Origin of the sequence: Borreliella afzelii (assembly GCF_014202295.1) — a bacterium.
Taxonomy (GTDB): Bacteria; Spirochaetota; Spirochaetia; order Borreliales; family Borreliaceae; genus Borreliella; species Borreliella afzelii.
The window spans coordinates 38,129-54,214 of sequence record NZ_JACHGM010000003.1 but is presented as its reverse complement, the minus strand read 5'-3'; the positions used below and the strand labels follow the sequence as shown (position 1 = coordinate 54,214).

16 protein-coding genes are annotated in these 16,086 nt (G+C 26.1%); 13 read left to right on the top strand and 3 right to left on the bottom strand.

What is annotated here, in order from left to right; genetic code table 11:
- Positions 1-191: 191 nt before the first annotated feature.
- Together thyX and HNP63_RS04585 are read right to left on the bottom strand one after the other, a co-directional pair.
- The gene (gene thyX, locus HNP63_RS04590; RefSeq protein ID WP_011703834.1) at positions 192-995 is read right to left on the bottom strand and encodes an FAD-dependent thymidylate synthase; all 804 of its coding nucleotides are present in this window, start codon (positions 993-995) and stop codon (positions 192-194) included.
- A gap of 207 nt (positions 996-1,202) precedes the next feature.
- Positions 1,203-2,024, bottom strand: coding sequence for an OMS28 family porin (locus tag HNP63_RS04585; RefSeq protein ID WP_011703833.1), 822 nt, complete (start codon positions 2,022-2,024; stop codon positions 1,203-1,205).
- A 537-nt stretch (positions 2,025-2,561) separates the two neighbouring features.
- Here HNP63_RS04585 and HNP63_RS04580 point away from each other — a divergent pair.
- From HNP63_RS04580 to HNP63_RS04540, 9 genes are all read left to right on the top strand, one after another.
- Positions 2,562-3,443 (top strand): complement regulator-acquiring protein, encoded by an 882-nt coding sequence (locus HNP63_RS04580; protein ID WP_183227335.1) that lies wholly within the window; start codon positions 2,562-2,564, stop codon positions 3,441-3,443.
- 180 nt (positions 3,444-3,623) lie between these two features.
- Entirely contained in the window at positions 3,624-4,349 is a 726-nt protein-coding gene (locus tag HNP63_RS04575; RefSeq protein ID WP_183227333.1) for a complement regulator-acquiring protein, read from the top strand.
- A 262-nt stretch (positions 4,350-4,611) separates the two neighbouring features.
- Positions 4,612-5,358, top strand: a complete 747-nt coding sequence (locus HNP63_RS04570; protein WP_032491222.1) for a complement regulator-acquiring protein — start codon at positions 4,612-4,614, stop codon at positions 5,356-5,358.
- A 199-nt stretch (positions 5,359-5,557) separates the two neighbouring features.
- Positions 5,558-6,364, top strand: a complete 807-nt coding sequence (locus tag HNP63_RS04565; protein ID WP_048830763.1) for a complement regulator-acquiring protein — start codon at positions 5,558-5,560, stop codon at positions 6,362-6,364.
- A 234-nt stretch (positions 6,365-6,598) separates the two neighbouring features.
- Entirely contained in the window at positions 6,599-7,318 is a 720-nt protein-coding gene (locus tag HNP63_RS04560; RefSeq protein ID WP_183227330.1) for a complement regulator-acquiring protein, read from the top strand.
- 77 nt (positions 7,319-7,395) lie between these two features.
- Positions 7,396-8,091, top strand: coding sequence for a complement regulator-acquiring protein (locus HNP63_RS04555; protein ID WP_011703824.1), 696 nt, complete (start codon positions 7,396-7,398; stop codon positions 8,089-8,091).
- Positions 8,092-8,248: 157 nt separating this feature from the next.
- On the top strand, positions 8,249-9,496 hold the full coding sequence (locus HNP63_RS04550; protein ID WP_183227328.1) for a complement regulator-acquiring protein: 1,248 nt from the start codon (positions 8,249-8,251) through the stop codon (positions 9,494-9,496).
- 166 nt (positions 9,497-9,662) lie between these two features.
- Positions 9,663-10,514: a complement regulator-acquiring protein gene (locus tag HNP63_RS04545; protein WP_183227326.1), complete on the top strand. Its 852-nt coding sequence runs from the start codon at positions 9,663-9,665 to the stop codon at positions 10,512-10,514.
- A 166-nt stretch (positions 10,515-10,680) separates the two neighbouring features.
- Complete coding sequence (locus HNP63_RS04540) at positions 10,681-11,655, top strand: complement regulator-acquiring protein (protein WP_011703821.1); 975 nt, start codon at positions 10,681-10,683, stop codon at positions 11,653-11,655.
- 204 nt (positions 11,656-11,859) lie between these two features.
- On the opposite strand, the gene HNP63_RS04535 is transcribed toward HNP63_RS04540, so the two are convergent.
- Complete coding sequence (locus HNP63_RS04535; protein WP_011703820.1) at positions 11,860-12,039, bottom strand: Lp6.6 family lipoprotein; 180 nt, start codon at positions 12,037-12,039, stop codon at positions 11,860-11,862.
- A gap of 248 nt (positions 12,040-12,287) precedes the next feature.
- On the opposite strand from HNP63_RS04535, the gene HNP63_RS04530 reads away from it, so the two are divergent.
- The 4 genes from HNP63_RS04530 to HNP63_RS04515 all read left to right on the top strand — a co-directional run bounded on the left by HNP63_RS04530 (position 12,288) and on the right by HNP63_RS04515 (position 16,066).
- Positions 12,288-12,914 carry a hypothetical protein gene (locus HNP63_RS04530; protein ID WP_012615043.1) on the top strand — a complete coding sequence of 209 codons (627 nt, stop codon included), beginning with the start codon at positions 12,288-12,290 and terminating at the stop codon, positions 12,912-12,914.
- 368 nt (positions 12,915-13,282) lie between these two features.
- Positions 13,283-14,044: a hypothetical protein gene (locus tag HNP63_RS04525; RefSeq protein ID WP_183227324.1), complete on the top strand. Its 762-nt coding sequence runs from the start codon at positions 13,283-13,285 to the stop codon at positions 14,042-14,044.
- A gap of 96 nt (positions 14,045-14,140) precedes the next feature.
- A complete protein-coding gene (locus HNP63_RS04520) occupies positions 14,141-14,374 on the top strand; it encodes a hypothetical protein (RefSeq protein ID WP_011703817.1) in 234 nt (77 codons plus the stop codon).
- Positions 14,375-14,866: 492 nt separating this feature from the next.
- A complete protein-coding gene (locus tag HNP63_RS04515; RefSeq protein WP_011703816.1) occupies positions 14,867-16,066 on the top strand; it encodes a hypothetical protein in 1,200 nt (399 codons plus the stop codon).
- Positions 16,067-16,086 lie beyond the last annotated feature (20 nt).

Below are 16,086 nucleotides of genomic sequence, written 5' to 3'. Positions count from 1 at the left end.
TTATATGTTTATTAGTAAGCGTATATTATACTAATAAATACTTAATATATTAAGTATTTATTAGTATAATATACGCTTACTAATAAACATATAAATATACATCATCTTTAATTAACAGTATCAATTCTAGCCGCAAATTCTAAATTTTCAATCTTTTTATTTATTAAATAAAAAGATAATACCCCAAAAAATCAATCAATTCCCAACTTATCTTTCAGTAAGTCTAATTTTTCAGCATCCATACTAAGCTTGTTTAAGTCTAAAGCATTAACAATTGCTATTATCTCTTCACGAGAAAATCTCTTTCCCCTTAAAAAATGATTTTCAAAACTGTTAAAAGAGATGGGAACAATTTCTTTTATTATACTTATCAATGCTTTAGCATATTCACGCATTTCTTTTGGCGAATTCTCTTTAATTTCTTTTGGATTATCTAAAGCCAATCGCAATTTAATAAAATGAAAAAGATTATTTAAATCAATTTGCCAATACCATTCAGTATATAAACTTAAGGGTAAAACTATTCTTGAAAGTTCTTTTGGAATATTGGAATTGACCATATCTTGATAAAGCTTATAAGAATGTTTTTGATGATATTTTATTTTGTCTGATAATTTTTTTTCCAAAGAATCAAATTCTCTTTTGGGTTGACTATTACTAGAAATTTGATACTTCAAATCCTCTTCTAAAGGGACATAAAATTCTTCTCTTGCTAAGCTATAACATCCAGAAACTTCATTAATCCTTGCAGTTCTGTGCCTCATCCACTGCCTTGCAATAAATATTGGAGCTTTAACATGAAATGTAAAAACCACCTGCTCCAATGGACTTGTATGTCCATTTCTTATTAAATAGTCAATAAGTTCCTCATCTTTCCTTTTTACACTGTCTCCTCGATAAGAAATCCTTGCGGCCTCAACTATTCTCTTATCATTCCCCATAAAATCAATAAGCTTTATAAAGCCATTATCCAGAATTTTATATTCTTTATTCAAAAATTAATACTCCTACTTAAAGACAAATTTGTCAACTTTTTTTCATAATGCAAAACCAAGGATGCAAACATTATATCATAAGAATAGCCTTAATGGGGAGCTCAATGTCGATCTTAGTAAAATAAAAAAAGGCAGAGACTACTATAATTAGCCTCAAACCTTTTTGCTTTAACCTCTAATTATTTATAAATAATTTATAGAATCAAACTATCTCATATATAAAGAAATGGTCATTACTTTTGCAAGATCTCTTGCACCTTGAGCTACTTTAACAACATTAGAAATAGCCTTTGTAACATCTTTTTTTGCTACTACTTGATCTTTATTTGATGGATTTAAACCATTAATAATGTTGAGAACTTTTTGAGCCTCTTGAGCTGTTTCATCTAAAGCCCTTTCAGAAGCCATTAAAGTTTCTTTAACTTGTTCTACTTTAGCAAATTCTTCTTTTGTCAATTCCAATTCCTTATTATTTGGAGATTTATTTGACATTATTTGTTTTTCTATTAAAAACATAGCTTCATTTGCAACAGAAACAGCTTTTTGGGTTTCTTGAGCAGCTTTTTTAGACATTTCAACAACCTTATTTGCATCCTCAGCAACCATTCCTGAACACTTTGCTACAACTGTTGCTTCTTTTGACGCAATAACAGCTCCCTTAGCAACATCTGAAATCAAAGACATTGAACCTACGAACTCTTTAACTATGCTTGCATCATTTGATTCTACCAATTTAAGAGATGATTCTCTAACCCCCTCCAATTTATTAGAAACATCCTCTGTTACCTTATTAATAGTATCTAGGGCTTGATTAACCTGATCTTTTTGATCTAAGGTTTTACTATCTTTTTGATCTAAGGTTTTACTATCTTTTTGATCTAAGGTTTTATTATCTTTTTGATCTGGTTGTTCTAAAACGTTGGATTCAGATTGAACAATATTTACATTGTTAGAATCTGCAAACACATTTAAATTTACAAATCCAAACAATAATCCATTAATTATTAAATTCCTAAATATTTTAGTCATTGTTAATTCTCCTTATTTAAAATATTTTATTTTTAATATTTTAAAACATTACTAAATTAGAATCAATACATATTTATATAAAAACATATAATTAACTCTTTTAAGTAAAGATCCAGACTCCAAAAACAAAGATTTTTAACGGGAATTATAAAACTTTAATTTTACATTAATATGGGGAGAACGGTGTTATTTTATAATAGTTAGATTTATTATTATTATAAAATAACACATGAAATAATATAATGCAATCCCAAGCAAAAACAAAGCTTTCAATAAAAATTTTTAAAATTAATATAACTTATCAAGTACAATATCAACACCATATCAATGGCACTACAAATAAATTGAAAAATCAAACGAAAAATTTTAATTTTTTTTAAAAAAAAAATTATTTTAAATGATTAATTTAATATCTTTTATTTTAAATAACTAAAACAAGCATTGAAAATTAAATAAATTGAAATATATTTCTATATAGAAATATTGAGCTTGCCAAATAAATAACGCTAATGATTAAATTTTTTAAAGGATTATGTCTTGAAAAAAAATACCGTTTATAAAATATTAAAGCTATTTACAATAACCTTACTATTCTCATGTTCTTTTTATTCTAAATCAAACAACACAGAAGCAATAAGTGAATTACAACAAAACTCCATTGAAATTAAAAACTCTGGGATTGGGAAAACAGAAAATCTTAAAAATATTCAAAACTTACAACAAAACCAGCTCCTAAACAATGAAAAGGAAATGGTAATTAAAAACTTTACACAAAGATTAAATGAAAATGAAAAATTAATTCAAAAAATAGGACCGAATATTTCTATATTTGCTCCGAAAATAAATAAAGATGTTTTAAAAATCGAACCCATTGATCAATTTAGAATAAATAAAAACACATTCCCGGAAAATACTCAAAGTCATATACTTAATTTAACATTAAAAGATAATCAAATTAGAAGATTATTTTATTCATCTCTAGATTATAATGAAAATAAAATCAAAAAATTGATCTCAATACTTGAACAAGCATCAAGCTCAACTGGCTACCATTATAATGTTATTGGCTTAATTTTTTGGACAGGATTTAAAACCCAAGAATCATTTGAAAAAGCTGTCAATCTTTTAACTAAAAACGAACAAAGACGCCTAATGTTTAACTTTGATACAAAAACAGTAAAAGATATTCAAGAAAAATTTGAAAAACTAATGCAAAATAGAAATGATTGGATAAAAACTGTAGAGAAAATTATTGACGAATATGACAACAATATAGCAAATGTCAAAGCTGACGGAATGATTCTAGGAGAAATGTTAAGGCTTGAATACGATCATAAATTAAACCCAGATGAAAGTATGCGAATTGCAAATGATATTGAAACATTGCTAAAAGCCTGTTGTGACCACACACACTACTAATTAGTAGTGTGTGTATTAAAGGATTAAATATTGAAAAACAAAAATCAAAGTTCAAAATCTAAATTTAATCTTTTAATACAAAGTTAAACTAATATTAGTTGACATACAAAATAATATAGTTATAATATTGTTTTGTATTAAAGTTAATAAATATTGATTTTAATTTATAAGGAGAATATTTTGACAAAAACCAACCTGAATACAATTAAACCTAATATTGTTACAATAATGTTAGCTTTAATTTGCATTTCATGCACACCTGTTAATAACATTGCTCCTAAATCAAACAGACACACCAATTCAAAAGAAAATAACCAAAATTTATTTCAGGAATCTCAAAAAACTAAAGCCTCAAAATTAGAAATAATTGGCAAGAACTTAGAAGATCAAAACAAACAAGAATATATGGGGATAGCTAAAATTGACACTGCACATTTTGATTTTCTGGGCACTTTTAAAGCCGATCATTATGATCAGCTTTCCAAATATGAAGAAATAGAAATAAAAAGAATCCTTTACTCATCTTTAAATTACGAAAAACAAAAAATAGAGACATTAAAAGAAATTCTTGAAAAACTTAACGCAAATCCTAAACACAAACAAACAGCTAAACACTTCATTTATCAAATATCGCCAGCTATTCAATACAAACTAAATATAGATTTATCCTTAATACTAGAAGCAATAAAAGATAAATTACACACTCTAAACCCAAAAAAAGCCGAAGAGCTACTAATGCAAGTAGAATCTGACTTAAAACTAAAACAAAGGTTTGCAGAAACCTTAAACGCAACCCTTGAGGCTTATAATCAAAATTCTCAAAACATTCAATATAATGATGAAGAATTAGCAAAACATATGGATGAAAATTACAAAGACCTTGATTCTTTTAATCCCATTAATTAGTAATCTAAATAAAAAAATACATTGCACTTGATATTTTTTTTAAAAGAGAAGTTAATTCTTCTCTTTTTTTTTTAACTCGCTTAATCTAGGCTAAAACTAAAAACAAGCAAATGCGCCTTAAAAACCTAAAAACGGAAAATAGAAATTTAATCTTTTAATACAAATTAAAACTAATATTATATGACACATAAAATAATATAGTTAAAGTATTATTTTGTATTATATTTATTAAATATTAGTTTTATTTTATAAGGAGGATATTTTGAAAAAAACTAAACCAGATATAATTAAGCTTAATATTCTTACAATAATATTAACTTTAATTTTCATCTCATGTGACGTTAATAAAATCGATTCAGAATCAAAAAACAAAACCAATCCAAAAGAAAACACTAAAAATCTTTTAAATGAATCTCAAAATCTAAAAACTTCACATCAAAAATCTCTAGAAGAAAAAGATCCAATCTCAAAATTAAAAGAAATTGGCAAAAAATTGAAAACTCAAGAAGAAAAAGACACTGCAGAAATAGCTACAATTGATACTGCACAATTTGATTTCCTAGGTTCTTTAAAAACTCAACGCTATAAAGATCTTAGCGAAAATGAAGAAATGAATATAAAAAGAATAATTTACTCATCTTTAAATTACGAAATCGAAAAAATAAAAACATTAAAAGAAATTATTGAAAAACTTAAAGAAAATTCTGAACACCAAAAGATACTTGAAAGATTCCTTTACTCCATATCACTAATTATTCAATCCCAACTAAATGCGGGGCTAGAAAAAATAAAAAATAAATTAAACACCTTAACCCAAAAAAATTATAAGGCAATACTAATGGAAATAGAATATAGCTTAAAGCTAAAAGAAAACTTTGGAAAAGCCTTAAACAAAACTGTTGAGGAGTATAATCAAGATTTGGCAAACATTAAAACCAATAAGGAAGCACTAGTAAAACATATGGATGAAAATTACACCAACCTTAATTCTTTTAAGCCTACTAATTAATAATAAAAATAAAAAAATACGTTGTAATTATTATTGTTTAAAAAGAGAAGTTAATTCTTCTCTTTTTTTTTTAAAAAAAATCGCTTAATCTTTGAATATTAAATAATAATCATATTATTTAATAAATAAAATAATATGATTATATTCTCTTTTTATATTAAAATTAATAAATATTAATTTAATATAAAAGGAGAATATTTTGACAAAAACTAAATCAGATATAATTAAGCTTAATATAATTACAACAATATTAGCTTTAATTTGCATTTCATGCGCGCCTATTAATAAAATTGATCCTAAACCAAAAAAACACACCAATGCAAAAGAAAAAACCCAAAATTTATTTCAAGAATCTAAAGATCTAGCACCTTTAAATCAAGAATCTAAAGATCTAGCACCTTTAAATCAAGAATCTAAAGATCTAGCACCTTCAAATCAAGAATCTAAAGATCTAGAAACTATACTCTTGGAATTAGAAGCAATTGGTAAGAAGTTAGAAGCTCAAAAAAAGCAAGAAGACGAAGGAATAGCTAAAATTACTGCCGAACAATCTGATTTCCTGGATACTTTTAAAATTGGTCCTCTTGAACTTGTTGTAAAAGAGAATCAAATAGAAATGAAAAGAATAATTTACTCATCTTTAAATTACGAAACAAAAAAAATAAAGACATTAGAAGAAATTCTTGAAAAACTTAAAAAAAAATCTACAAACAATCAAATACTCGGAAGATTTATTCATCACATATCATGGAGTATTCAATTCCGCCTAAACCAACATTTAAAAGTAATAAAAGATGAATTGCTTACTCTAAGCCAAAAAGAAGCCGAGGAATTACTAATCAACGTAAAATCCGACTTAATACTAAAACAAAGGTTTAAAAAAACCTTAAACGAAACTATTGCGGCTTACAATAAAAATTCAGAAAGCATTAAAACTAATGAGGATAAACTAGCAGCCCATATGAATGAAAATTACGAAGAATTTACTTCTTTAAAACCCATCTAATACTAAATAAACAAAAAATTAATACGTTGCACTTTATATTTTTTAAAAAAGAGAAGTTAATTCTTCTCTTTTTTTTTTGAAAAAAAACTTAATTTAAATTCAAATTAAAACAATAATGTTTTTAATTTTTATTAAAGTTTAAACTTAAACTTTGAATAATTTGATATACATTTGTAATATGTACTAAAAATTATTTTGTATCGCATTATTACATTTTTATAAAAGGAGAATATTTTGAAAAAAAATGATTTAATATTAACTAATATTGTCATTCCAATACTTCTTTTGTGCTCTTGCAGCTTATTTCAAGGAACAATAACTGAAAGAATATCCACAGAAATAAAAAGATTTAAAGAAAAAGTAGAACAATATAAAGACAAAACTGAAGACTCTGATCAATTTGGAATGAAATATTCAGTCTTTAATATTGATAAGAGTGCCCTTAAGCTTGCAAAGCTCAACTCAGACTCAAAAAAAAATGAAAGACTGCTATTTTACTCTTCTCTAGATTACAATAAAGCAAGAATTGTAAACTTTGGGAAAATACTCACACAACTTTACAAACAGCAACAATACCATCAACTAATTGAAGAGGTTGTTGAAATAGGATATTTTAGCATTCAAAAAACCCTTGAAGAGACGATTTTAAAAATATTTGATGATAAAGATGAATTAAAAAATCTGGGCAAAGAAAACCTAAAAACTCTTGAGACTGCAATAAAAGAACTTTTTAAAATCAAACAAAATTGGATCAAAAAGGTAGACGAGATTATTCTCAACTATAACGAAAATTTAGAAAAAATTAAAGAAAACGCAAACAGCTTGGCAGAACATATTAGCCATAAAATTAACCCGGAAGAATATGATGCAACAGCTGAAATTACAAAAATAAAAGAAATATTAAATCCTAATTATAATTTGCCAACTTTAACAATACCTGGAAATCAAAATTAATATGTTAAAGCTGGTCCATTTTTTTCATATTTATTTAAAATCAAACAATCTAATACATTTTATAAAAGGAGAATACTTTGAAAAAATACAAATTAGGGTTTATTAAACTTACAGCAATAATATTATTTTTGTGTTCATGTAATTCAATTGGCTCAAAACAAGAACTTGCCGAGAAAATAGAAAAAATAATAGAACCCGTAGTAGAAAAAATAGAAAGCGACAACAAAGAAGAAGAATTGGAATTTGATGAAAGAGAAACTATTTTTGCGATTATTCAAAAAAACGATGAACTTTCCAAAGATTACAGAAGACAGTTTTATTCATCTCTTGGGTACAATAAAATAAGAATTACAAGCATAATAAAAATTTTTTATAAAGCTATAGAAATAGAAAAAGATATAACAAAAAAGCTTGAACTTGTACCTTTGATCAAGTTAATAATCGACAGAGGATCACTTTTTGTTCAAAATCCAGTAGAAACTGCTATTCTTGAAATAAATCAAAGAAAAGATGATCTTATTAACTTTAATAACAAAGAAAAATTAAACAACATTAAAAATAAAATCAACAAAATTCTGGGAATGCAGCAACAATGGATGAAAAATATAGATAGGATTATTATCACTTACAATGATGATACAACTCTTCAAACCAATAGCGAAGAATTAGAAGCTTACCTAAAAACAACCTATGAAGATATATTAAAACCGGATTCAAATGAAATTTACGATTTAATGATAGAAATTGGAAGAGAATTGCAAGAAAACTTATAAGCACACCACAAAAAAAGAGCAAAGACCTTTGCTCTTTTTTTATACTTATTGATTATTTCTTAATTTGCACTAAGTTTTTATTAATTAGTAATTAATTTTAAATTTTAATTAATTTTAATTATTAAAATTCATTAAAAATAAATCGAGGAATAATATTTTGAAAATTAAATCATTAATACATTTAAAGTTCATAGCCTTGTTTTTGTCTTCTTGCACGATTGATGCTAATCTAAACGAAGATTATAAAAATAAAGTAGAAGAACTTCTCAATAGTACAACAGATGATCAAACAACAATAGGTATTAAAACAAACTCAAATGCTGCTAAAAACAAAACAAACACTAATAAAGCAGCAGCACAAGTAGCGGGGCTACAAAAACAACCAGAATTAAAAGACAAAAGCTTACATATTGTGCATCACAACGTAAATCCAGCAAATCCAGCAAATCGGGTAAATCGAGTAAACCAAGCAAGTCAACCAAAGGAGAATATTAGAAATGTACCAACAAAAGCACAAAGCACACCACTAAAACAAATAGCACCTACCCCAACCGTTACAACTGCACGCAAAGGTGTAAAAACTATTCCTACTAGAGGATTAAGATTTGGACAGCCTAGAAAATATGCCCTTAATCACGGTTCAAGCCAATCAAACTTTAATAATCTACAAAACAATAATTCTTCTATAATTTTCAAACAAGCTCAACCAAGCTTTATTCAAACATCTTCTACTATTAGTCAATCACTAGCGTCAAAAAATGACCTTCTTAGAAGAATTAATGAAGAAAAAAACAAAATACAAAACAATAATGGATTTAGAGAAACTTACGATCAATTTAAAATGAAAGACTCTGCATTTGAGCTATTAGATGTTATTTCAAATATTTCAGTTTTTGATCGAAGTTACGCACCACAGCTTAACTCAAACACACCAGAAGCAGAAAATGAAAGAAATAAATTTTATGCAATTATGGATTTTGATCAATCAAAAACCACACAATTTGGATCAATAATGGAAATTCTTTACCAAGAGAATCAAAATCACAGCTTAATCAGATCATTAATAATATCAGGACTTGGAATACAAATTTCTTTAGAGCATTCACTAGAAGAGTTAGGGAAAAAAATTGAAATCTTTAGCCAAGAGTATTCAAACAATAGAATTAGCCGCTTTGACTTTGACGCTAAAATGAAAGAGCTTGACTCCAAATTAAACCAAATATTAATTGAAAGAAATGAATGGTCAAAACAAGTTGACGCTCTAATTACCAATGTAAGCTCTAATACAAGCCTAAGCGATTCTAATACTTTAGCGCAATACATTCAAAACAGATATTTAGATAGAATGGAAAGTTCTCGCGAGGCTGTTCTTGAATTATACATTAGTATAACAGAATTTAAATAGATTATTTAAAAAACGAAAATAAACTATTTTACAACTATTTAATAAAAGAAGAGAGTCAATCTCTTCTTTTATTTTATTGTTCAATTGCAAATTTGAACTAAATTTAAATCATTAAGTATTAATTTTAAATAATTAAAATTACTTAATTTTTTTAAAGGAGTAAATTTTGAATAATACAAAATTATCAATATTTATAACATTAGGGATACTAATATTGTTCTCTTGTAAGTTAAACTACGAAGATATTCAAAACAAAGTAGCAAGTTTCACAGAAACTAAATTTGATGAATTAAATCTTCAAAAAGATGCAAAAAAACAAGAACATCAAAGATCAACAAAAGACTTAAAAATTCCCAATAAAGACAAAACAAATCTAACTGACAAGCTCTTTGAAATATTAGAAAGAGAAACGGCAATAATAAAAAGAGACAAGCTTCAAACAGAAATATCTAGCCAATTTGGACTAAAAAATAGCATGTTTGAACTAATCAATGTTTACAAAACAGATTCTCAAACTGGAGCAAAACTCAAAGAAAAAATGAACTCAAGCCTATTTGAATCTCAAAAAATGAGAAGACAATTTTATTCATCCCTAAGCTACAACACTACTGACATTTTTAATTTAGCAGAGATTATAAACAAGCTTTACAAGGACCCGAAAGCCCACGACACAATAAAAAATATATCTGGGGGCATACGAATTCAACAAAGATTTGAAGTTGCGCTTGAAGATTTAGCAATTAACATGAATACGCTAAAAGAAAATGCTTTAAATAAAAATACTTTAGAAGAAATTTATGCTGTAATTGTTGATTTAATCGAAATAAAAAAAGAATGGCTAAATACAATAGAAACATTGATTAAAAGTTCAAACGCTACCTTAGAGCTACAAAACAATATAGAAAAGCTACATGACCATATTCAACAACTATATAAAGATAAGATAATTTCTCTTTGCTTGAAATCCGAGCAAGCATTAATTTCCTTGGACACATTATTTAAATGGAATAATAATTAAAAAATTTCTGGGGAACGTAAGACCTTAAACCCAAAGAGAGCGCTGGCTCTCTTTTTTTTTTGATTTTTTTTGCACAATAGCAATTTTGAATTAAAGTTATTAATTGGGTAATTAAAATTTTTAATTAATAATTAATTACTTAAAATTTTTATTAAAGGATAACATTTTGAAAAATAATAAATTAATTGCAATATTTTTATTGCATATATTAACTGTGCTAATTTTGCTTTCTTGCTCGCTAGAAGTCAACAAAGATGATAATAAAGAGAAAGAAAATAAAAAAGCAAAAATAATTAAAAATAAAAAAAACTCATTAAACATTAAAAAAACGTCTCGAAACGCTAAAAATGGAAAACCAACAGTAGATAATCTATTTACAGCAATTAACGCTTTAAAAAACCCACCAAAAATCGCAGCTGGCAATATTAAAAACAAAGCAAATCCAGCAGCCTTAAAGCAGCCTAACAATGCAAATGCTAATGTTAATATTCCAAAACAAATAGTAGATCCTGAGGCTAAAGAGTTAATACAAAAAATATTAGACAGATCTGAGAATATTGTTCAAATAGGCGAAATTGATTCTAACAAAGGCGAACCTGATGACCAATTTGGAATGAAAGCAGAAATATTTAGTAAAATATTTTTCAATGCAGGTTCAACAGTACATTTTGACGAAAACGAATATCTAAATGAAAGAAGAATGCTTTACACATCTTTAAATTTCAACGAAAGCACAATTTTAAATCTTGGAAAGATTTTATCAAAACTAAGCCAAAATTCAAACTACCGAAGCTTAGTTAAAGAAACTCTTATAAACAGAGGCTTTAGTATTCAATTAGCAATGGAAGAAATCAGCTTGAAAGTATTGAATGTAAAAGACAAAATCCAACATCTAAACAAACCTGATTTGAAAACACTCTACTATGATTTTAACAAACTTGAAAAACTTAAAGAAAAATGGCTAAAAGATGTAGATGACATTATTAAAGACTACAATGCTAATCCCGAATTACGAACTGACATTTCAAAATTACATGACAATGTGGAACTAAAAAATTCAAAAGCGCTATTCGCAGATACTCACGATATAATTTTAAATTTAATTAACACAACCACCAATATTCTTACTCCAATTCAGTAATATTGGTTTGCGATCCAAAATGAGAAAGAGACTCTTTGGGTCTCTTTCTTTTTTTATATTTAATTTTTTTAAAAACTTTTCTATTATTAATGGTAATACATAAAAACTGTAATAAATAAAAACTTTTTTAATAAAATTTATCAAAAAAGTTTTTTAAAATAATTGCTAGTATTGTGTTCTAAATTCATGAAAAAGTAAAACTTATTACTTTTTCATTGACTTCATAGGTTGTTTAGTTGTTGATTTCATAGATTTCTCTGGCATTGGAGTTGTAACTTTTGAATCCTCTTCGAGAGTATTTTCCATTTCATCTGAAATTTTTGTAGTTTCGCAAGCAACAAATAATATTGCACTTAAAAACATAGTATACATTAATTTTGTCATTATTTAATTCTCCTTATTTAGAATTTATACTATATTAAAATATAATTTTAAAATAATCAATATTAATTAGTTTTTTATTTCAAAAAAAAATATTATAAAATGATGTACAAACTATTGATAAAATCTGTATAAAATGATATTCTATGTAAATAGATTTGGACTGAGGAATAATTAAATTATTGATATGTACACAACTTTGAACAGTTTTAAAAAAAAATTAAACAATTTTAATATTATAAGAGATAAATATGAATGTATTATTTAAAAATAATCTGGTTTACAAAAGAAAATATATAAAACCCTTAAATCCTATTCTTTTTACACAATTTTATATTAGAACTTATAATATCAAATCAAATGCATCAATTGAAATAAAATCAGAAGCACAATATTTAGGTCAATACGACAAAATCACACTCACAAAAGGTAAGCTAAAATCAATAAGCATATTGGCTCACAAAAATACTATGGATAAAAAAGGTTTGAAAAATCTACTTAAATTGAAAAACCATGATGATTTTAATTATTTTTATGAAAATAATTACATAAGATGTTGTTTGAATTTTGAAGATAAACAAAAAAGAGAAATCAATTTAATGCCTTTGTTTCATTACCACAGCTTATTAAGCATAAATCAAGCTATCCTAAATAAAGATAAATCTGGTGATTTGCAATTTGGAAGCTCATTTTATGTATCAACCAATTATAGCTGGAAATATCTAAACTTTACTAAATTCCAAAAAAGCCTATACAAGGTTAAACTTATCTACTCTCCTTATTCTAATAAAAAATATTACATCAAAGTAAGTCAAAACATTTACGATACACTAAAAATATTAACCGATGCTTCAAAATTAAGAGAATTTATCAAATAATTTAAATAAAAAATCAATTATTAAACACTTCCCACACACGTTTCAAAGAGGCTCTTACTGCGAGTCCTCTTTGTATAAATTTCAATAAATAAGTAAAAATTCATCTTTTAAAAAATGAGCTATACTTTAATAACCACAACATTATACCAAAACTGTGGCTTGTTAAAATAATACACATAACACTATACTTTCTAATACCTCCAAAGAAGTTCTTATATTGTATTAAAGAACTTCTTTTTGCAAAAATTAATGTCTACTATTTTTTAATATTTTTAATATTTTTAATATTTTCAATCTAATAAAACTTAATATAAGTTATTAATTATTATGAATAATATATAATATATATAAAGGGTAAGGAGCAATAAATGGGTAAAAAGGTAATTTTAATATTGTTAAAAACTCTAATATTGTCCTGTAATCTATTTACAAACAAAGAAGAAAAAATTAAAGAAGAAAAACCCGCAGCAAAAATAATCTCGGTAGCATCGATTCAAAGAGTCGAAATAAGAGCATCAAATCAAAACCCAATAAGCATTAAAAATTACTATAAACAAGCTTATCCGATTCAAACATTCACTATTGATTTTAGCATTAACAGAGAACATGAATTTCAACAAGCAGAGGATAAAATCTTATCTACACAAGGAAAAGTAGAATCTTTGAGCATCTTAATAAATAAAGAATTGTTAGACTCAAAACAAACTAAAGGATTTACTTTTAAAAAACTTAAAGAAATTCAAAATATTGAGAATTTTTTCCAAAATCAAGATCTATTATTTGTTTTAAACCTTAAACCCGAAAATAATAACAATATTATTAACATTATGCTCAATCCCCCAAACGACTTCCATAAGCCCAAAGATTATGTTTTACTCGGACTTAAAGATATAATTAAAAAGGGTGTGGGTGAGCAGTACACAAATCCTATCTATAGATTCCAAATAAAAAATAAAAAAGATTACCATTCAATAGATTACAATAAAGTGTCTATTCGCGAAAACAGCATAGAATTAGACCTATTGCCTCACAATCAAATCTTTAAAATGAACAAAAATTTCAATAAAATCTTAGAAATATTAACAGATAAAAATAATCTAAAATCGGTCATTCAAAATGAATATATCTAATAATATTAAACTTTAAAATAACATCTATTTAATTGATAATTAAAATCATATGATATATAATTACATTTAAATTGCTTAGGTTAAAGGAATGATTAAATGGTTAAAAAAATAATACTTATTTCGTTTTTAATATTTATGATGTCTTGTAGCGCAATTGGTCGTGGGGTTTTAATAGATTATCTTCTTGATAATATGGTGAACGAATTGGACCAAGAAAAAAAAGATGCACAAAATAAAAGTTCATGCTCAAAGTCCAAAACTAAAGAAAATGCCAATGATCAAGAAGAGGAAGAAGACGGCGACGAAAATGCTGCAGAAGAGCTTGAGTAAAATAATCAAATCATTTTAATATTTAAAAAATATTTTACTAGATTAATAAGATTAATAATTTAAAGCTTATATTAAAATATATTTTAATATATTCAAAGGAACATCGAATTACCTCCGATGTTCTCCTTTGTTAATAAATCTGAAAAATTTAAAGTATGCTGTACACTTAGTACAAAGCAAATCCTTTGCATCAATATTAAAAGAGAAGCATGGTGCTGAGAGTTTTGAAAAAATTATGTAAAAATAATTTAAAGCAGCGCCAGTACTTCGACGCCAAATTACAGATAAACCAAAGGTAAAACACTAAAAAGTATTGAATTTCTACAAATAGTAAGAATAAAAAATTAAAAAAAATAACATAAAATCTATGATACCCCCTTAAATCCCCTTGATAGGGGATTTTTTATGTTTTAATATTAAAATCTTAATCAAAATCCAATAAAATGTAGTATAATGTTTCTCAATATTCTGTTTTAAAAGGAGTACAAGGCTTTGAAAGACAAGCTTATTAAAATTTTAAACAAATTTTTAATGCTTGCACCACTGCTGATTATTAGCTGTAATGCTAATATGAATACAAATGACAAAAACAAAGCCTTAAACGAATATAAATTACAAAATATTTCAGAAGTCATTAAGAATAGCTTACAAATTGAATCAGACTTTAAAAAAGAACTTGAAGCAAATATAAATAAAAGTACCCCTCCTATTTTAGAAATTGAAAAAATTGAACTTGGAAAACAAGAATTTCCATTAAAATCCGAATCAAACAGCGAAATCTTAATCCCACTAGAAGACACAAATATAGCCAAATCAGAAGAAGAAATTGCAAAAATACAAGAAAAATTATTGTTAATCGGGGCTCCTGATGAAATTGCAGAGCAAGAATTAGACCCAAATAAAAAGCCTTTACATCTAACCACAATAGAATTCAAAATTTCAAGCAACGCCGAAGAGCAAGAAATACTTAATCCAATCGAAGAAGAGACTAACATTAATATCAAAGACAAAATCTTTGACCAAAAAGAAGAAAATAGCACTTTAAACGAAAGTACAAAAACCTCTACACAAATTCAATTCCAAAAACAAAGCACATACTTAAGCGAAGATGGCAACTTTATAACAAAAGAATACGCAGAACAAGTTAGAGAATCTCTAGATAAAACACTAAATGCAATAAAAAATTTAGAAACATCCAAAGATCTTGAGATTGAGAATGAAATTGAAAATTTATCAAAAGAGCAAAGCTCTGCAAACACATCAAACAACACGTCCGCCAATAATATTAATACTGAGAATATAGAAAAAACAAAAAATAAATTGCTTGAAAAGCTCAAAAAAAGTGAACTTATTTTTGAAGAGACTAAAGATCCTTTAGGAACAAGCACCATAAAACAAGTCCTGGATGCTGCTAACAAATGGCAAGAACAAGAAAACTCAAGCCAAATAAACTGGGACTTAGGATCAAAGTTTCATCCAAACCCAAAGCTTTACAACAAATCAGTAGCCCAGGAGTATAAAGTTTTGGCTGAAAAATTTACCAAAGTAAAAAATGAATACAAAAACACAAAAGATCAGCTAGAAGTTCACTCTAAATTAACAACCAGCAATATCAGCAAAATAATTGACGCAACAAAAGAGTTTACAAGCCAAGTAAGAAATTTAATCTCATTAGTAGAAAATGCCCACTAAAAACCTTGTTAACAAGCTTA

Excerpts from the sequence above, each read along its gene's own strand:
- HNP63_RS04585 (WP_011703833.1), bottom strand. The coding sequence starts at position 2,024 with ATGACTAAAATATTTAGGAATTTAATAATTAATGGATTATTGTTTGGA.
- HNP63_RS04535 (WP_011703820.1), bottom strand. The coding sequence starts at position 12,039 with ATGACAAAATTAATGTATACTATGTTTTTAAGTGCAATATTATTTGTT.
- HNP63_RS04530 (WP_012615043.1), top strand. The coding sequence starts at position 12,288 with ATGAATGTATTATTTAAAAATAATCTGGTTTACAAAAGAAAATATATA.
- HNP63_RS04525 (WP_183227324.1), top strand. The coding sequence starts at position 13,283 with ATGGGTAAAAAGGTAATTTTAATATTGTTAAAAACTCTAATATTGTCC.
- HNP63_RS04520 (WP_011703817.1), top strand. The coding sequence starts at position 14,141 with ATGGTTAAAAAAATAATACTTATTTCGTTTTTAATATTTATGATGTCT.